Origin of the sequence: Aureispira sp. CCB-QB1 (assembly GCF_000724545.1) — a bacterium.
Classification (GTDB): Bacteria; Bacteroidota; Bacteroidia; order Chitinophagales; family Saprospiraceae; genus Aureispira.
Window position 1 is genome coordinate 53705 of sequence record NZ_JHBV01000015.1, and the last position, 17534, is coordinate 71238.

The 17534-nt window shown below is 37.1% G+C and carries 8 protein-coding genes; 3 read left to right on the plus strand and 5 right to left on the minus strand.

The genetic code is table 11. The features are described from left to right. Positions 1–20: 20 nt before the first annotated feature. Together CG11_RS06440 and CG11_RS06445 are read right to left on the minus strand one after the other, a co-directional pair. On the minus strand, positions 21–929 hold the full coding sequence (locus CG11_RS06440; RefSeq protein ID WP_052594308.1) for a hypothetical protein: 909 nt from the start codon (positions 927–929) through the stop codon (positions 21–23). Positions 930–1123: 194 nt separating this feature from the next. Continuing rightward, positions 1124–1633, minus strand: coding sequence for a DUF1761 domain-containing protein (locus tag CG11_RS06445; protein WP_052594310.1), 510 nt, complete (start codon positions 1631–1633; stop codon positions 1124–1126). Positions 1634–2152: 519 nt separating this feature from the next. Here CG11_RS06445 and CG11_RS06450 point away from each other — a divergent pair. The 3 genes from CG11_RS06450 to CG11_RS06460 all read left to right on the plus strand — a co-directional run bounded on the left by CG11_RS06450 (position 2153) and on the right by CG11_RS06460 (position 5619). Next, positions 2153–2536 carry a hypothetical protein gene (locus tag CG11_RS06450; RefSeq protein WP_052594312.1) on the plus strand — a complete coding sequence of 128 codons (384 nt, stop codon included), beginning with the start codon at positions 2153–2155 and terminating at the stop codon, positions 2534–2536. 117 nt (positions 2537–2653) lie between these two features. Further along, positions 2654–4795 (plus strand): thioredoxin domain-containing protein, encoded by a 2142-nt coding sequence (locus CG11_RS06455; RefSeq protein ID WP_081909482.1) that lies wholly within the window; start codon positions 2654–2656, stop codon positions 4793–4795. A 182-nt stretch (positions 4796–4977) separates the two neighbouring features. Further along, a complete protein-coding gene (locus CG11_RS06460) occupies positions 4978–5619 on the plus strand; it encodes a hypothetical protein (RefSeq protein WP_156039681.1) in 642 nt (213 codons plus the stop codon). Between the two features lie 64 nt (positions 5620–5683). Here CG11_RS06460 and CG11_RS06465 read toward each other — a convergent pair whose 3' ends face one another. From CG11_RS06465 to CG11_RS06475, 3 genes are all read right to left on the minus strand, one after another. Then, the gene (locus CG11_RS06465; RefSeq protein ID WP_052594316.1) at positions 5684–10462 is read right to left on the minus strand and encodes a S8 family serine peptidase; all 4779 of its coding nucleotides are present in this window, start codon (positions 10460–10462) and stop codon (positions 5684–5686) included. Between the two features lie 432 nt (positions 10463–10894). Beyond that, positions 10895–14590 carry a T9SS type A sorting domain-containing protein gene (locus tag CG11_RS06470; RefSeq protein WP_052594318.1) on the minus strand — a complete coding sequence of 1232 codons (3696 nt, stop codon included), beginning with the start codon at positions 14588–14590 and terminating at the stop codon, positions 10895–10897. 170 nt (positions 14591–14760) lie between these two features. Continuing rightward, the gene (locus CG11_RS06475; protein WP_052594320.1) at positions 14761–17415 is read right to left on the minus strand and encodes a TonB-dependent receptor plug domain-containing protein; all 2655 of its coding nucleotides are present in this window, start codon (positions 17413–17415) and stop codon (positions 14761–14763) included. Positions 17416–17534: the final 119 nt, after the last annotated feature.

Here is a 17534-nt window from a genome sequence, read left to right on the forward strand (position 1 = left end):
TTTACCAATGCTTATTTTCTTTACCTTTTATATTTAATCAAATACAATTTGGTCCGATTATCCGTTCCCTTATAAGACTCTTGCCGTATTTTTTGCCCTTTATTATTATACTTAGAAACTTGTTTTCCATTGATATGCTTATTGGTATAGTAAACTTCCTCTACTTTCCTCAATTGACCATTGCAGTGATAAACATACGTTTTTAAATAGCTTCTTGGATTTTGATAAGGGGCTAATTGAGTGGAGTACTCTTCGACTAGAAGACCTTTTTTATTATAAGTATATGTCGCTTTTTTTATTTCTTCTCCAGCAGCGTTAATTGTCCAACGAGTAGTTAAACGATTGTTTTTGTAGACTAGAGAATCTGTTTCAAACACTACTTTGGTTGTTACAGCTGCTCCCTTTTCCAGATTATGCGATGCCGTTTTAATAAGTTGTTTTTTATCATTATAAAAATAATTATAATAAGCACACCAATCATGATTGTTAAAAGGAGCTAAACAATCTTTGCACCGAATCAAATCTCCATCATCATCATAGGTATACACTACGTGCATATCATTTTGTCGATCTACGACATAATAACGGAGTTTTTGTTCTGGAGTAAATGCATAAGTCACAATACTCGAATCTTCTAAATTGATTCCTGTTGCGGTTCCATCTTGTTGGTAATTGATCTCAATATTATACATTAGTTGGGGATAATCAACGTACATCATATCTTTAACCAATCTTCCCTGTTCGTATTTCTGATATTGCCGAAGTTTTAAGTCACTACTTTTTCCTGATTCACTCCCATACACCCTTTTTTCTTTGCAAGTTTCAAGCAAATGTATTCCTGAGCCTTCTTGTATTGCTATCCATCTAGTATAAGCATCTTGAGCATAAATAAAAGTAGGAAGAAGAAAAAGAAATATCAATATTTTCATTTGATGGTCGTAATTTTCGAGTGAGAATCTGGCGTTAAAACACTAGTCCTTTACTAATTTTTATACAAAACGTTAGCTTAGTGCTAGTAACATAGCATCAAATGTAAGCTTTCTACCTTTAATAATAGAAAACTTGGTTTTAAAAAAGTAGCAATGCTAATTTAAAGCTAAAAAAAATTAGCATTGCTATTTAACTATACATTATAGCCCCATTGTCCGATGACACCGCCCATCAAAGCTAGAGAAAGTGTCCAGTATCCTACATTGATAAATATATATTTCCAAGTTTTTTGCTCAAACAAGGCATTAATTCCTAAAATAGGTAATGCGACCACAATCCCATAAAATAGACCATGAAAAGCTCCATGGCTAAATGTTAGGTGCCGATCGCCAACAATAGCCATAATGCTCTCAAATGATTTCATTACCTCAGAGCCTGCCTCTCCAAAACCTTCCTGGCTTGCAAATAGCTGAAAAATTCCAAATTGGTGCACAACGGCTCCTAATAAAGCAAACGAAAGAAACAAAGAAAAAATATACGTACTTCCAAAAATAACCAACATATTCCCTTGTTGTGCTTTTTCCTCTGTCATCCCCGTTTCTTGCATCCAAGCATTTCCCATTACTTTAGGATTATACCATATGAAGCCCACGATAAGAGGGATTAAAGCAACTGCCGGGAGAATTATAAAGTTAGGTCCCATAATTCATTAATTTTAATTTGAGTGAATAAAATTCCTTACTTAAGCAAGTTATACATTTTATGTATAGAAACAAAAATATTCATAGATAAAAACAAAAATGTTTATGTTTTTTTTTTATTTACTACCTTGTGTTCTAACTGACTTGTTTCCAAGCCTAAACCAATGGACTAGACCTATCATCCTTGATCCATAATTTCAACAAAAAAGAATGCCCACGGTCGATATTCACAAAATTATCTGTATAAATTAACTCATGATCATAGGTTTTCAAATGACAAAACATAAAAAAGAGTTGCTTGAAGAAGAAAATATGATTATTTTCATAGTTTCAATAGCCTAATCCATTAGAAAATCGTATTAAACCATTATCTCACTCTTCAACCGTCAATTACTGTAATTATTCAACTATACTCCATAAAACCAAACACACACCCTTGATATTAAAACTATTAATTCAGAGTATCAAAACACGAATCTGTTTTTTAAATACAGCATTTGCTTAAAAATAATACCTACTGTATGGCAAACGAGAACAAAAATCTTTGGCCTGATTTTGACATGAATCCAGTTGTTACTCCCAAAGCTATTTTATTAGAACAAGGAAATTTTCTTAATGAAAAAACTAAAAATGTACTCCATGTTGATGTTTCAACTGTAACGCAAGCTAATGGCGATACCGTCCTACACTTTTACATTGTTGCCCCTAACATGAACAACTACAGGTATTTGTTGCTTAGCATTATGCACAAGATAACTCTATATCCATTAGAACTTGATTTTCATACTCCTGAAATCACCTATGAATGCGTGGATCAGGAAGATTTGTTGTCCGATTTAAAAGAAATTTTTAACCACGAATCAACTATTAAAATAATACACTCTCTCTTAGCCCAAAGTAAGTAATATTATTCTTTTTATAGTTGAGCTAATAGTCCCTACTTGCCACTGGCTCACTTTATTTAGCTAACTTGCTGCTAGTGTGTTTTAACGGTCTATTGTACGTAAAACATGCACCATTCAATGAACTATATTCACCTACTTCTTTTTCTCCTAAGTTTTAACATCATCAGTTGTGCCCAAAAACATCCTGACAAAAAAAATGCAACTCATTCAGAAGATCCTCCCTTATATACAAATGCGTTGATTCACGAAAGCAGTCCTTATTTACTGCAACACGCTCACAATCCTGTCAATTGGTATCCTTGGGGTACCGAGGCTTTAGAAAAAGCCAAAAATGAACATAAAATGCTTTTAATTAGTATTGGTTATGCTGCTTGCCATTGGTGTCATGTTATGGAGCATGAGAGTTTTGAAGATTCGACTGTTGCTCAGCTTATGAACGATCATTTTGTGTGTATAAAAGTAGATCGAGAAGAACGTCCCGATGTTGACCAAATTTACATGACTGCCTGTCAGCTAATCAATCAACGTGGAGGTTGGCCACTAAATGCTATTGCATTGCCAGATGGAAAACCATTTTTTGCGGGCACCTACTATCCTAAATCAGATTGGACCAAAGTACTTAAGCACTTTATACGCCTTTACAAAGATAGTCCAAACAAATTGCAAGAAGCTGCTCAACAAGTTACAGAAGGGCTTGCCCAATCGGGGGCGGTCAACCTCAACCCAACTCCTCCTTCTTATACGATGGACAAAGTATCGGTTTCTTTTGAAAAATGGAAAGCAACAATTGATTTTAAAGAGGGTGGTTTTAATAGAAGTAGTAATAAATTTCCGTTGCCTTCTACTTGGAATTACTTACTACGTTACGCAGTGCTTGATAGCAACTCTCAAGCCCTAGAGGCTACGTTAACAACACTAGACAAAATGGCTTTAGGTGGTATTTATGACCAATTGAGGGGCGGTTTTGCCCGTTACTCTACTGATGCTATCTGGAAAGCACCCCATTTTGAAAAAATGCTTTATGACAATGGTCAGTTGGTAGCATTGTATGCTCAAGCCTATCAACAAACTAAAAAACCACTGTATAAAAAAGTCGTTTACGAAACCTTAGAGTGGATTAACCAAGAAATGACAAGTCCTGAAGGTGGTTTTTATGCTTCGTTAGATGCTGATAGCGAGGGGGAAGAAGGGAAATTTTATGTGTGGACAGCCGAAGAAATCAAAAGTATCCTAGGCAAAGAAGCAGGTTTGTTTATGGATTATTATAATGCTACTTTGGCTGGCAATTGGGAACACAAAACCAATATTCTATTCCGCAAAAAAAGTACCGAGCAAATTGCCGCAAGATACCAGTTGAGTGAGGAGGCCTTTCAGAAAAAAATCACCCATCTCAATTCTAAAATGCTTCAAGCTAGAAACCAACGCATTCGTCCTGGGCTAGACGACAAAATTCTGACATCGTGGAATGCTCTAATGCTAAAAGGATATGTAAAAGCCTATCGAGCTTTTGATGAGCCTAAATTTTTAAAAGCAGCTCTAAAAAATGCCAATTTTCTTGTACAAAAAAGCATTCAAAAGGGATATAAAATTACCAGAAATTACAAGGATGGAAAAGCTTCAATTACAGGTTTCTTGGATGATTATGCTTTTCTAATTAGTGCTTTTATCGAACTGTACCAAGTGACATTTGACGAACAGTGGTTGCAGCGAGCAAAAGCATTAACTGATCATACTTTAGAGCATTTTTTTGACGAAGCTTCGGGTATGTTTAATTATACTCCAGATTATAATGCCAATTTGGTTGCCCGAAAAATGGAGGTAACAGATAATGTTATTCCTGCTTCTAACTCTGAAATGGCTAATAATTTGTATCAACTAGGTTTGTACTTTTATAATAAAGATTACGATCAAAAAGCAAAGCAAATGCTGGCTAATGTTAGTACTAATGTATTGGATAACCCTGGGTACTTTTCTAATTGGGCTAATTTAATGTTGTCCATTATTCAACCACCCTATGAGGTAGCTATTATGGGAGCTGACTATTCTATCAAACGCAAAGAGTTGGATCAATACTATCTCCCCAATGTGCTCTTAATGGGAGGAAAAGAAGAAGGCTCTCTAAGTTTATTAAAAGACAAATTAATCTCTGGAGAAACAACAATTTATGTTTGTCAAAACAGGACATGCAAACGTCCTGTCAACCAAACAAAGGCTGCCTTAAAATTAATGAATATTGATGAATTGCAATTGACAAACTAATATCGGTTACTTGTCGACAATATATGGCATAGAATCACATCAACTTGTTTATTCATCTAAAGATATACTTTTGTGTCTTTTTAGCACCGTTAATGCCAATAAGTACCTTTGTAATAATTCTAATTATTTTTAGTTACTTTGATTTTTTTTATCAATTTCTTTATTCACATTTTGCCTACATAATGAAAATCTCTGTTTATCACATTACTATTCTTGCATTGATGCTGTCCGTTGGTCTATCTTGTAGTTCTTCTGAATCTTCTAACGATTCTGCACCAACCGCAGCCAAAGAAGAAAAAGGTTCTGTCAAAAATTTAGCGCACCTTATAGAACAAACCAAGGTCGTTGAATCTGGCACACCAATACCTTCTGACTTATGCCAACAATTTATACAACCAGCCCTTACGACTCAAACCTTGCATCCTTATATTGATACGCCCGATGCTACCTATAGCTATGGGCAAGTCTTGCACGAAGACTCCGCTATGGTTGCCTTTACATTTTATTACAAAGCTATTGAAGATAAAAACCTTCTTGCAGCTTCTTTTATTGCTAGTTATAACCCCAATACGCAAGAGTTTATTGATTCTAAAATGGTTTTTGGAAGTTCTACTTTCAATTTTCAAGAAACCAAAGGATATAACTTAGGTTTCTCTTGCCGCTCAGACATGGAATTTATACAATCTGACGACTTAGTTTTGATTTTAAAAAGTCAAATTAAACGGTTTTATTCTGCCTTTAAAAAAGGTGTTGCACCAAAAGCCAACTCCATAAATACACATCGTTATACCTTACTTAAAAATGGGCAATTTGTGTTTGGATGAATTTGCTAAAAACAAATGTATATCGTATGTAAACAAACTAACATACGATATACACTTTAAAAATTTAGTGCTGTATCAGCAATTTTTTAACTTCAATTCCTTTATTACTAATCAATCGAACAAAATACACAGCAGGATTTAACCTACTAACATCAAGGAAAATTTGTGTTTTTCCTTCTGGTATTGATTCGTTGATCAAAACATTCCCTCCTACGCCAACGACTTCTACTTGGTAATCTTCTTTTAGTGGAGCGTTAAACTTCAATACCGTTGTTTCTGTTGTTGGATTTGGTTGTATGTTCCAACCTATTGTATTCTCAATTTTAGGAACATCCACTATAGTTGTAACAATAACCGTATCTCTAAAACTACAACTAATTCCATTGATATTCATACTTAATGTCACTTCGTAAGTGCCCAAAGCAGAATAAACATGGACGGGATTGGGTTGGGTAGAAATGCTACCATCTCCAAAAACCCAAAACCAAAGGCTTGCATTAGGATTACTTGAAAAAGTTGCTGTATTTCCACTAACAGAAGTTGAAAAAGATGCTATTACATCTGCGGTAACGCTTGTCGGAGCACTTTCGCAAAAATCTAATCTAATTTCCCAATCGTAAAAGTAGTTATAAGAACTTGTGTTCGTTGTAGGCGCAACTGCACCACCACCATAAGCACTAACAATAGAAACAACGTCGGTTATGGTATATGGATAACTTACTCCCGCCGTATTGCTCACCAAATCCATATTGGCGCCTACCAAACTATAATTGCCAGCAGCCGGCACTTCAAATGCTAAAGCAACTCGTTGCCCTCCACCTACTAAATTAATGGTTTTAGATTCCAATAAAGTATTGGTTGCTGTATTTCCATTAAAACCATCCCACAATTCAATTGTTCGAGGACCTGCACTATTAGCCTCTACCCAAACAGAAACTAGATAAAAATCTGTTTCAGCAGTAAAGTTGAGTGCCGCATATCCACCATTGATAGTAGTACTTGTTGCTCCTACAGTCGTAGGATCGGTAGGTCCCATTCTTATAATAGGTGATTGATAAACACTCTTGACTTGATAAGTTGTTGTTGTATCTAGCAATGGGGTATTAAAGTCTGTTCCTACATATAATAAGTTATTCCCACTATCATACCAATGCAAGTTAGTCTGCCAATTTCCATAAGCTCTCAAACGAGCTGATTCATCTTGACACACGGTATTCCCCTGTGTAGAAAGCACTTCAGGGTATTTCACTTCTACATATCCATTTCTCATAACAGTATTGGTTCCTCCTCCATTCGTAACCTCCAAAGAGACGCTATAAACTCCTTCTGAGGTATAAGTATGTCTTGGATTCGCTTGTGTTGATGTATTTCCATCCCCAAAATTCCACAACCATTGCGTGGGTTGATTCCCTGATTCATCTTTAAATGAGACTTGACCATCACAAGAATAGACAACATCAGAAGAAAAGTCAGCTATAGGAGACAACGTACCAAACTCTATATTTATATTGTCTATATACAAGTCATTCCCTGTTCCAAAATGCCCTGGAATATTAACAAATCTCAAAAGAACATCATTACCAATCAAAGGCGTTAGATCGACATACTCTCGCCTCCAATCACTTGCGCTACTAGGCATCCAAAATTGAGTTCTAGAAGAACTTGTACTTAAATCTAAACCATCCTTGAAATAGAGTTGGTGAAATGTCTGCCCACAATCTATGGAATAATCAATCCTTAAGTCATCAGATGCTTCGGTACCAAAAGCCTGAGGGCGGTAAGAAACATCAAAAATTAATTGAGCAGCAGCGCCTGCTATTCCTGATGTCAAATCTATAGCACTTAAACCAAAAATATCGCTCCTCTCTTCATAACCATAATTAAAAAACTCATTGTTCATTTTCATTACAGTAGTCACACTACCCGAAGCACCGATTACATTGATTGTGTCCCATGTCACATCGTTATTTACATCAATTACATAAGCAAAAGATTCTGGAAAAACGCCATTATCAAAATTCTCTTCTATCGGAAAAATAGATGGTAATGTATCTATGGCTATAATCATTTGTCGAAGCGTATCATTACAATCTCTAGCATCTGTCGTCAAGCCTGTCCATACTTTCAACTCGTAAGTGCCTGGTGTAGGGATGTTAATTGAATTGATAAAAGAAAAAGTAGTACTATTCTGCGAAGACAATGTTCCTGTATATGTTTCTGTAACGATAGGATTGCTTCCTAACTGATAATAGATGGGTATGGTAGTTTCTGTAGCATACCCTTCATTAAAGAGCTCAACAGACAATGTTTTAGGGCTCAAATCACAATACCCCCAAACAGAATCAAGCATGTTAAATTGTTTTATCCCAACATCATGTATGCCACCACAGGCGATATAACATCCTTGATCAACGCCAAAACCTTCGTATAAAATAGCATTGGCTCTTAAACCAACAAGACCATTCTGTCCCCTAGCACGTACAGAAAACCATGCCTCATTATTGATATTGGCAACTGTTAAATCAAAATTTAATGTGGTAGTAGTACCGATTGAGTCCATGTATTGGCTTCCCAGCATAAAAACGTCGTACTCAATTGCTCCAGGGACACTATCCCAAACTAGACCAATTGTATTTGTTGTTGGACAAACTAAATTAACTCGCAAGTTAGGTACTTGATCTATAATATTAAAATTAGCAACACTTTCACCACTTATTCCAGCTCTAGAAACACGCACTTTAGCAGCTCCTGTAACGGTAGTAGGTACTGTCCAGTCTATAAAACGACTTGCTCCTGGTTCAGCCGCTTCAATTGTTATCCATGAATTTCCGTTGTCTACAGTATATTCAATCAAGAAAGTTCCAGAATTACCATAAGCATCCCAATAAATCCTATTGTTAGATCCAGGAATTAGCCCCTCGCCTCCCATTGGATAAACGACGGTAATGTCCTCCATCAAAAACTCATACACGACAAAGTAATCTTGTGTCCCCATTGGAATTGTCGTTCCTTTTACCTTCAAAGTATAAGTACCTGCTGTTGGGTTATCAATTGCAATTTCTTCTACGTTATTCAAATGATCAACTCCTTTGGTAGCTGGCAAAGCTAACGTAGTTGGGTTTGGAGTATGGTTTAATAACCAAGGTAAATGTACTCCTGTATTGGGAGCAACTACGGTCGCATCCAAGTCATTTACCAATGCCGTTGCTGCTGCTGTCGAAGCTTCTCTATCTGCCCAATAGACCATAATTTTAGCCCGCTGTACTCCTACGGGAATACTAATAGAATGACTATTACTGTCACCATGAACCAATGTCCCACTCAAATAGCGGTTGTCTTCCAACAATTGAACCGCTCTCAAACCATTTACTTTTCCCCAACCATATATAAAATCAGGTCCATCGTTCCCCAAATCAGTGGCGGTATTTAGCAAGGCTGCTTTTAATAAGGCAGAAGGAGCTGTTGCTCCTCCATTCAAATTGCGATACGCATGGTGCAATTGAGCCATTACGCCAGTAATTCCAGGCGCAGCAGCGGAAGTTCCTCCTCCTGGTGAATAAACATTGTTGGGATCCGTAGACATTTGACCTGCTCCATGTGCTGCAATATCAGGCTTAATCCGTCCATCTGATGCAGGTCCGCGGCTGCTACTATTGACAATCGTATCATTGGCATCTAAATTCGCCGTTGCAATAACATTCTTTCCCATTTTATGACCGCCAGTAATATTCCCCCATTGGTTTCCTGCTCCATAACCGCAATTTTGGTTGTTGCTATTTCCTGCGGAGAATACTTGTATTAGGGTTGGATTGTTGTAAATTTCTTGGTCAACCAAGGCTGTCGTGTTGGTATACCCAGCATTACAACCATTGCTATAAGAAGAACAAAAAACCAACACCGCACTATCTTGGTGTAATGGAATTGTTCCAGGCATAGCTGCATCGTATTGGCGAATATGGAGATAAGACCCCGTTGCCATTCCTCGCATCAATGGATTTAAATTTCCTGCCCCTCCTGCAATACCAGCGACCATATCTCCGTGACTTCCCGTAAAATCGCCCGCTACTTCTTGCTGGTTGGCACGTCCTTTAAAATCAATATGTGGTCCTACAAATCCATCGTCGTTGATGGCTATGGAAACGCCTGTTCCATCATAATTTCGAGCACCGTAAAATTCACCATCTATAGCATTCGCTCGGTGCAAATGGCGCCCAACATCTGATTCTGGCTTTCCTGGTTCTGAGATAAGATCTATATACCGGACCAACGCTGTTCCTGCTATCTTTTCTATTTCTTGAGGTAATAATTGAGCAACAATCATTTGAGCATGGTCCATTGCGTGTTGAACATTGATGCCCATTCTTTTCATTTCAGCCTTTGCTAAAGAAGGTGAAATATCTTGATGATAACGAATGATGACTTTGACAAATTCTCCTTCTTTTGCCCAATTTGGATAATCCTCATCCTCTAATCGTTGGCTTATTTTATACGTTCTTTCTATTGGTACAATACTTCTAATATTAAGATTCTTTAATACAGCTATATCTATTCCAACAGGAATAGAAGCAACATATAGTTTATTAGGAATGTATTCTAACAATTGAATACCAATTGCTCTGATTTGCTCTTGTTGAGCAACATTTGGTATCTCATTAAATTGTACAAAACGATAAAATCGATTTTGGAAAATTTCATAAGAACTGAGTTTTTTTGAAGTAAACTCCAAAATATTGGACTCAAATTCTTTTTCGCCTTTGTAAAAATTAACAACATTATTTTGCCCAAATAAATCGCTGTTGAACAACAGTAGGACAAATGTTATTAAAACAAAAATGTAATTCATTGGATTAGTTTAACATAATTAATATAATAAGTGCCAATTTTAAGTTGGCAGTTGATCTCTTCTCTTCAAATACCCAATATCGGATCTATTATTGGAATTCTGCACTCAGCTGTAAAAATAAACTCCGTACTTAATAGCAGCAAAAACATTATTTATACTTTATCATCATTTACTCGTAGCTTTTCAGGGTACGCCAACCCAAAACAAAAACATAAAATACTAAATTACAACAACTTAAAACTTCAAAAACTATTCTCAAGATAATTCAAAATCAAAATAAAGATGCCATTAATCAGATTATACAAAATCTAAATTTAACATTCTCGAACAGTAGAAGCAATGCATTCAAAAGCAAATCCTATACGAACTAAAGTTCATATAGGATTGCTTGATTGGGGGCTATAAATACTATTGGCAAATGAATAACTTATACTAACGCTTCACAATTTTAGTTGTCGTTATCGCCTTGCTAGTTTCTACATTTAACAAATACATTCCACTTGGTAAATCTTCCATATTCAACTGTTCAATATATACTCCTTCGGCTTGTCTCGCACCTACAATATGAGTATGCACACACTGACCAATACTATTCATAACTCGAATGGTTACCTCTGAGGTTTCTTCTAACGTATATTTTAAAGTAATTCCACGCTCAAATGGATTCGGCATTGTTTCTACTTTTAATGCTTTATTATCTATATCAACCACAGAAGAAAATTGATCAATAATACTGATTGGAGTATTGGTAATCACAGGCTCGTTATAGTCAAAATAAATAGCGGCTGTGTTTTCTATTTGCGTTCCAACTGGTAGACCTGCAATTCGCTTGATTTTGAACTTTACAAATCCCATACTTGCATCAAAGTCAGTTGCTGAATCAGGCAAATAAATATTATTAAATGTAAAGACAAGTATATTGCCATTCTCTAGACTCACTTCTGCATTATGTTTTGTCTTAATATCTCGAATTGTTTCTGGCAATAAATTCACATCCAAGGTATCACGAATAATGACAAAGTGAGCGGGTGCTGTTCCTGTATTTTGGAAACGAATATTATATTCTAATTCTTCATCTGTTGTGTAAATGATTCCACCATTCCAAGCATCTCCACTATGATAAGGAGCTACTTGCTTGTCATTCGGATCCCAAGAACCAACTACTGTTGTTGATAATCCATCGGTATTGTTGGCAGGCGTCGCATCTCCAACCAATGGTAAAACATCCGCTGTTCCTTGTAGCAATGTTCCTAATGTCATATTTGTAGGCACTGTAAATTTAACATCCACAGAACGACAAGCACCTGGGTTCAAGTTGCTAAATGACCAGTAAAATTTATGTCCAGGAATATCATGAAAAGTCAAGGTAGACCCCCATCCTGTAATAGATTCAAAACCTAGCAAACTATTGTAATCGTACTCTAAGGTACCATTCATAATCATATTACCTTTGTTACAATAGTCAATTCTAGTATAGTAACTAAATCCTGGCGTTGCATTGCTATAATCCCACAAGTCAACTTCCAAATCCTGAACAGGTGGATTCGTTAAATAGAAATTATTAAAGAAGTAACCACTTGCTGTTGCATTGACTGTTGCTGTTCCTCCCGTTGGACAAATAACAGTAGTTGTCAATGGTGAAGTGTTGATATATTCGACAGTATATGTACCAGGAGTTGATATATTAAAGGTATAACGACCTTGGGCATTGGTAAACGTTGTTAGACCCAACGGTTGCAGACGAACCATTTCATAAGGCAGAGGCAAACCAGTTTGACAAGTTCCTGTACCCGACACATCGTATACATACCCTCTAATAACAATGTTGGTACTAGTTACTGATAAGTGATAATCTCTATCAAACACGCAACCAGTTGCAGGATCTGTTATAGAAACCGTATACCATCCAGCAGATAGATTGCTAATATCCTCTGTTGTGGCTCCGTTACTCCATAGGAAGGTTGGGTTGTTGACTCCCGATACTGTAATGTCAATTGCTCCACCTGTATTCGATGCATTGGGCTGTGTAATTGTTCTTGACACGGTTATATTCGTTTGACCTCCAACAACCATATTATTAATTTCTAATTCACATCCGTTATTATCAGTTATGCTAACAGAATATTGTCCAGGATAAATGCCAAACAAATCTTTTACATTGGCATTGCCATAAGACCACTGATAATTATAGGGTAAGGCACCTCCTGTCATGGTCAAATCAATTCCACCATTCTTATTATTACAAGTAGCATCTATAATGGTATAAGTTGCTGTTACTGCTGGAGGATTGGGCACAGTATAACTAGTAGCATCGGCACATCCATTAGCATCTGTAATCGTAACATCGTATGTATTACCAGGAACAACATTCAAAATACTTTGATCCGTTGCTCCATTCCCCCAAAGGTAGGTATATGGCGCAGCTCCGTCTGTTGGTGCTGCGGTTAAATAATCAGGCTGACAAGCAGACTCTGCCGTGATTCCCGCTACAATTTGCCCCGCATCCAAAATATCTACGGTATCCATAATCACACAAGATCCATTGGTCACTGTAACAATATACATTCCTGCCGACAAATTATTAATGGTAGGTGTTGTTGCTCCATTGCTCCATGAAAAAGTAGGGCTAGTCATTCCGTAATCATGCACTGTGGCAGAGCCATTGTTTTGACCACAACTAGCATTGGTAGAAGAAAATTCGATAAACTCTCCTACTGGAATGGTGTCTGAATATACACAACCCGACCAGTTTCTGACTTCTACAATATGAAACCCTGCGGCAATGCCTGTGAGGTCTTCTGTTGTAGCTCCTGTTGGAGACCAATAAAAAGATTGAGCTGTTCCATTCGATACAGTTAAATCAATTGCTCCATCGCTATTGCCACAAGTAGCATCCGTCACCACAGAAGATAAGCTAAGCCCATTTGACAAGCTGTTTGCCCAAAGACTATCTATACCAGAACAACCATTCACGTCTGTTATCGTTACAATATACAAGGCTACACCTGACTGTACATTAATAACAGGCGTTGTTTCTCCTGTATTCCATAAGTAAGTATATCCATTATAGGGTGGATTCCATCCTGTAGAGGCGCCACCATTTCCGTATGCAGTCAAGATGTCCGATACACAAGGGTTTTGAGTAGAATCTACGATATAAGCTGTAACATTCCCTCCGTCTGATATGGTACCACTACCTGTCAATACACATGATCCATCGGTTACGGTAACACTATATCCTCCAGTCGATAAATTGCTGATCGTTGGCGTTGTTGCTCCTGTGCTCCACAAAAATGTTGGATTACTCAAATTTTGAGTATTTACAGTAATGGAGCCATTTATTTGGCCACAACTCATATTAGAAACCTCCATTTCTATTTGAGGACCATCAACATTTAGGGTATAATACAAGTAACAGTTATTAGCATCTCGAATACTAACTCCTGCCGCCCCAACTGGTACATTAATCGGATCTTCTACTGTTTGCCCTTGAGCAACTCCATTCCAATAAAACGTATAAGGAGCAACTCCACCTGTTACTGTCAAATCTATAGAACCATCATTTGCATTGCATGTAGCAGGAGTCGTTGTATGGCTAGCAGACATTGGCGGAGGATAAGTAGTGACTGTTTTAGTACCAACACCAGTACAGCCATTCGCATCCGTCACTGTCACCGTATACACCCCTGGTGCTGGATTCTGAATAGACTCTTGTGTGCTCCCATCACTCCATACATAAGTAAAAGGATGGCTAGCAGGCCAAGATGGATTGGCATATAGTATACCATTACAAGGTGAGAAGGAAGGGTTGACGGTTATGCCTGTTGGTGAAGGGGCTAAATAAGTTGTTGCTGTGTAGGTACAATTTGTTGGGTCAGTTACTGTTACAGAATAATGTCCTGATGGAAGATTGTATAAGTAACGATTGGTCGCCCCTGTATTCCAAATATAAGTAGACCCTGAATAATAGGTCGTACCTGACGCATTGATGGAGCCGTTATTAGCCGTTGCACAAGTCGGTCGCCCTTGTGTGTTAATTGTGTAGCTGTTCGGACATTGCCCCCACACAATTCCTCCTACGCACCAAAAACAGGTAATTAGGAGTAAAAGTAATTTATTGTTTTGCATAATTGTAAGTGAAGTTTTTGGTTTTCAAATAAGTTATGCATCTAAAATAAAACACATGACTCAAAACTTCACATACAATTATCGATAGAACTTTCTATAATTAAATTAAAATAATTTTATAAAAATCTACAAATCAATTAAATAATAATCAAAAAACTTTTGTCAACTTTTTAAAAATCAATCTTGAATCGTACATTAAAGCGTCTAGAGGTTAATACATTAGGAATAGCATAGCTGCGATTCGAAAAATCTTTAATCCAAGTATTCGAAGCCACATTTTTAACATCCATTAGATTAAACACCTCAAAACTAACCCAAATTCCTCGAATTCCTCTTAGTGCGTGTTTGGACATTTTTTTAAATAGTGCTTTGTTTCCATCATATTTTTTGTCAATATGAATCTTGCGATCCCAAAGCCCAAAAGAAGCCCCAATGTCAATTCTATGATAAGCCGCAAAACGATAAGAATTTCTAAATTGTACATTGTTTTCAGGAATACCAAATGGCAAGCCTGTTCCTACTGTAAACGCAAAATTTAGTCGTGCCCAAGGAGCTTTCGGAAAATCATCTTGAAAGTACATAGAAAAAATCACCAACTGGTCGGTTGCTTTGGGGGCATCAGACAAGTATGTGGTATCAATAGTCGTTCCATTCAACGTTCTGACACCATGATTAACGCCATTAAAAGATTCTCTTGCTCTTAAAAATGATAGATTAATCCAAGATTCCAAACCGTCTACCAGCTCTCCATTTAGCCTCAAATCCAATCCTGCTACATATCCTGTTGCTAAATTGTCTCCATAGTATCGAATGCGAACATTTTCTATATCGTATGGTATCAAGTCCCATTGATGTTTATAATAAGCCTCTGTTATAAATTTAAAACGACGCTTAAACATAATAAAATCCCAGACAATTCCTCCCAACACATGCACGGATTTTTGTGCCCTTACGCCCGTGTTTACCTCACCTCTCAAGTCACGCAACTCTCTATAGAAAGGCGATTGATAGTATAAGCCTGTGGCTAATTTAAAGGTTAAATCTTTTGTTTTCTTAGTGGTATCTGCAATTGAATTTTGATAACGTCTAGGCGTGTAATACATCTGCAAACGAGGAGAAACAATTAGCTCTTTGTTGAGTGTCCAATAACTAGCACGTACACCTGCCGTCATCCGAAACAAATGCTTCATTGATTTGTGTTCCCATGTATTTTGAACGTAGGCATTTAGACGATGAGAATTCAAATTAACAGTAGTACGAATATAATTGGGAATATACACTTGGTTTGTATCAACAGGCAAAGTATAACCCAACGAGTCCAATCGACGCCATTCCTTCAACTTATCGTTGATAATTTCATTTTTGTAGCCAATTCCCCACTTCAACCAATGATGATTCTCAATCCCTGTTCTTTCGTAACGATCGTACAACCAAGTCCCTTTTAACTGAACATTGGTTACGTTTGCTTGTAAAAAATTTCGAGCAAAGTGATGCGTTTCACCATAAGCCAGCGTTCCAATTACTTCTCCAAAATTATCTTCCCCCAGACCAGTTTCTATTTCGTCTAATTTGTAAAAGTTGATAATATCAATTCGTTCGTTTTCATTCGATTGATAATGAGATGCCAACAATTTTAGCTTTAGATTAGTTGCTACTGTAGCTGTTGTATCAATTTCTTTATCTCTTCCGCCTCCCCAAGGCAAAAAGGTAATCGCTGTTCCCGCTGTAAAGTTCTCAAAATTAGAAATTTCTTGCCCTTCAAACAAAGTGGTCAAACGCAAGGCTTGGTTGAATAACCCTGTTGTGGTAGAACTCTCTCTAGGAATCAAAGAATAGATGGAATTAGAATAATGTCCAATAGCTTCTACTTGCCATTTTTCATTAATATCATAAATAAAATCGCCTTGTATATCTACAAATTGAGGCACATACTCTCCTTTGACATCTAAAGAAGATAACAAATAAGAAGTTGTTTTGTAACGAGCCCCTAAGGTATAAGTAAAACGATTGGGGACTTTTCGTTGTTTAGAAATAGAATCTTTATAAACAGCACCTCCTACATAGACACTCCCTCCTAATAAAGAACCGCCAACAGAAGCTTCAAACTCGTAGGGGCGGCGATAATGCACGTCCAAAACCGAAGCCATTTTATCTCCATATTGAGCTTTAAATCCTCCTGAAGAAAACGATAAATAATCCAACATATCTCCATTTGGAAAAATTAACCCTTCCTGCTGTCCAGATCGAACCAACAGTGGACGGTATATTTCAAAATCATTGACATACACCAAGTTTTCGTCGTAGTTTCCTCCTCGAACAGAGTACTGAGACGTCAACTCTCCCCCCGTTCCTGCGGTTACCCCTGGTGCCAAATACTTGATAAGAGAGGTTAAGTTCCCATCTGTGGTCGGAATGCGCTCAATATCTGCTTTCTCAACATGCAAGGCGTCTATCTCTCGTTTTTCGAAAGATTCCACAATTGCCTCAGGACCACTAATAGCATCCGAGAGCAATGTTACATCTAATCTTATGGGCTTTTTGGGAGCTACTTTTACCCCCAGTTCTTTATATGTTTTATAAGCAAGGTAGCTATAGCTAATGTTTATTAGTTTGTTGGCAGGCACCAACAATTTATATTCGCCATTTACACTGGTTACGGTGTTAATATCTGTACCTTCTACCAAAATTAAAACGCCAGTACCTGGTGTACCATCATCTAATAGAACCGTTCCTATAATGGTTCCCATCAATTGCTCGTCTTGGGCAAAGGAAAAGTTGGTGTACAAAAGGGTTGTCACAAAAGCCAACAAAAAAATACAACGCATAAGGGTTATGATTATTTCTAAAGAATTGCTTAATGCATAAATGTAAAGTTTTTTGTCATAAATTGGCTTTCGTTAAGAATATATTAGTGATGTAGTAGGCTTTTTATGTGTTAAAATTG

Excerpts from the sequence above, each read along its gene's own strand:
- CG11_RS06450 (WP_052594312.1), top strand. The coding sequence starts at position 2,153 with ATGGCAAACGAGAACAAAAATCTTTGGCCTGATTTTGACATGAATCCA.
- CG11_RS06475 (WP_052594320.1), bottom strand. The coding sequence starts at position 17,415 with ATGCGTTGTATTTTTTTGTTGGCTTTTGTGACAACCCTTTTGTACACC.
- CG11_RS06470 (WP_052594318.1), bottom strand. The coding sequence starts at position 14,590 with ATGCAAAACAATAAATTACTTTTACTCCTAATTACCTGTTTTTGGTGC.
- CG11_RS06460 (WP_156039681.1), top strand. The coding sequence starts at position 4,978 with ATGAAAATCTCTGTTTATCACATTACTATTCTTGCATTGATGCTGTCC.
- CG11_RS06440 (WP_052594308.1), bottom strand. The coding sequence starts at position 929 with ATGAAAATATTGATATTTCTTTTTCTTCTTCCTACTTTTATTTATGCT.
- CG11_RS06445 (WP_052594310.1), bottom strand. The coding sequence starts at position 1,633 with ATGGGACCTAACTTTATAATTCTCCCGGCAGTTGCTTTAATCCCTCTT.
- CG11_RS06455 (WP_081909482.1), top strand. The coding sequence starts at position 2,654 with ATGAACTATATTCACCTACTTCTTTTTCTCCTAAGTTTTAACATCATC.
- CG11_RS06465 (WP_052594316.1), bottom strand. The coding sequence starts at position 10,462 with ATGAATTACATTTTTGTTTTAATAACATTTGTCCTACTGTTGTTCAAC.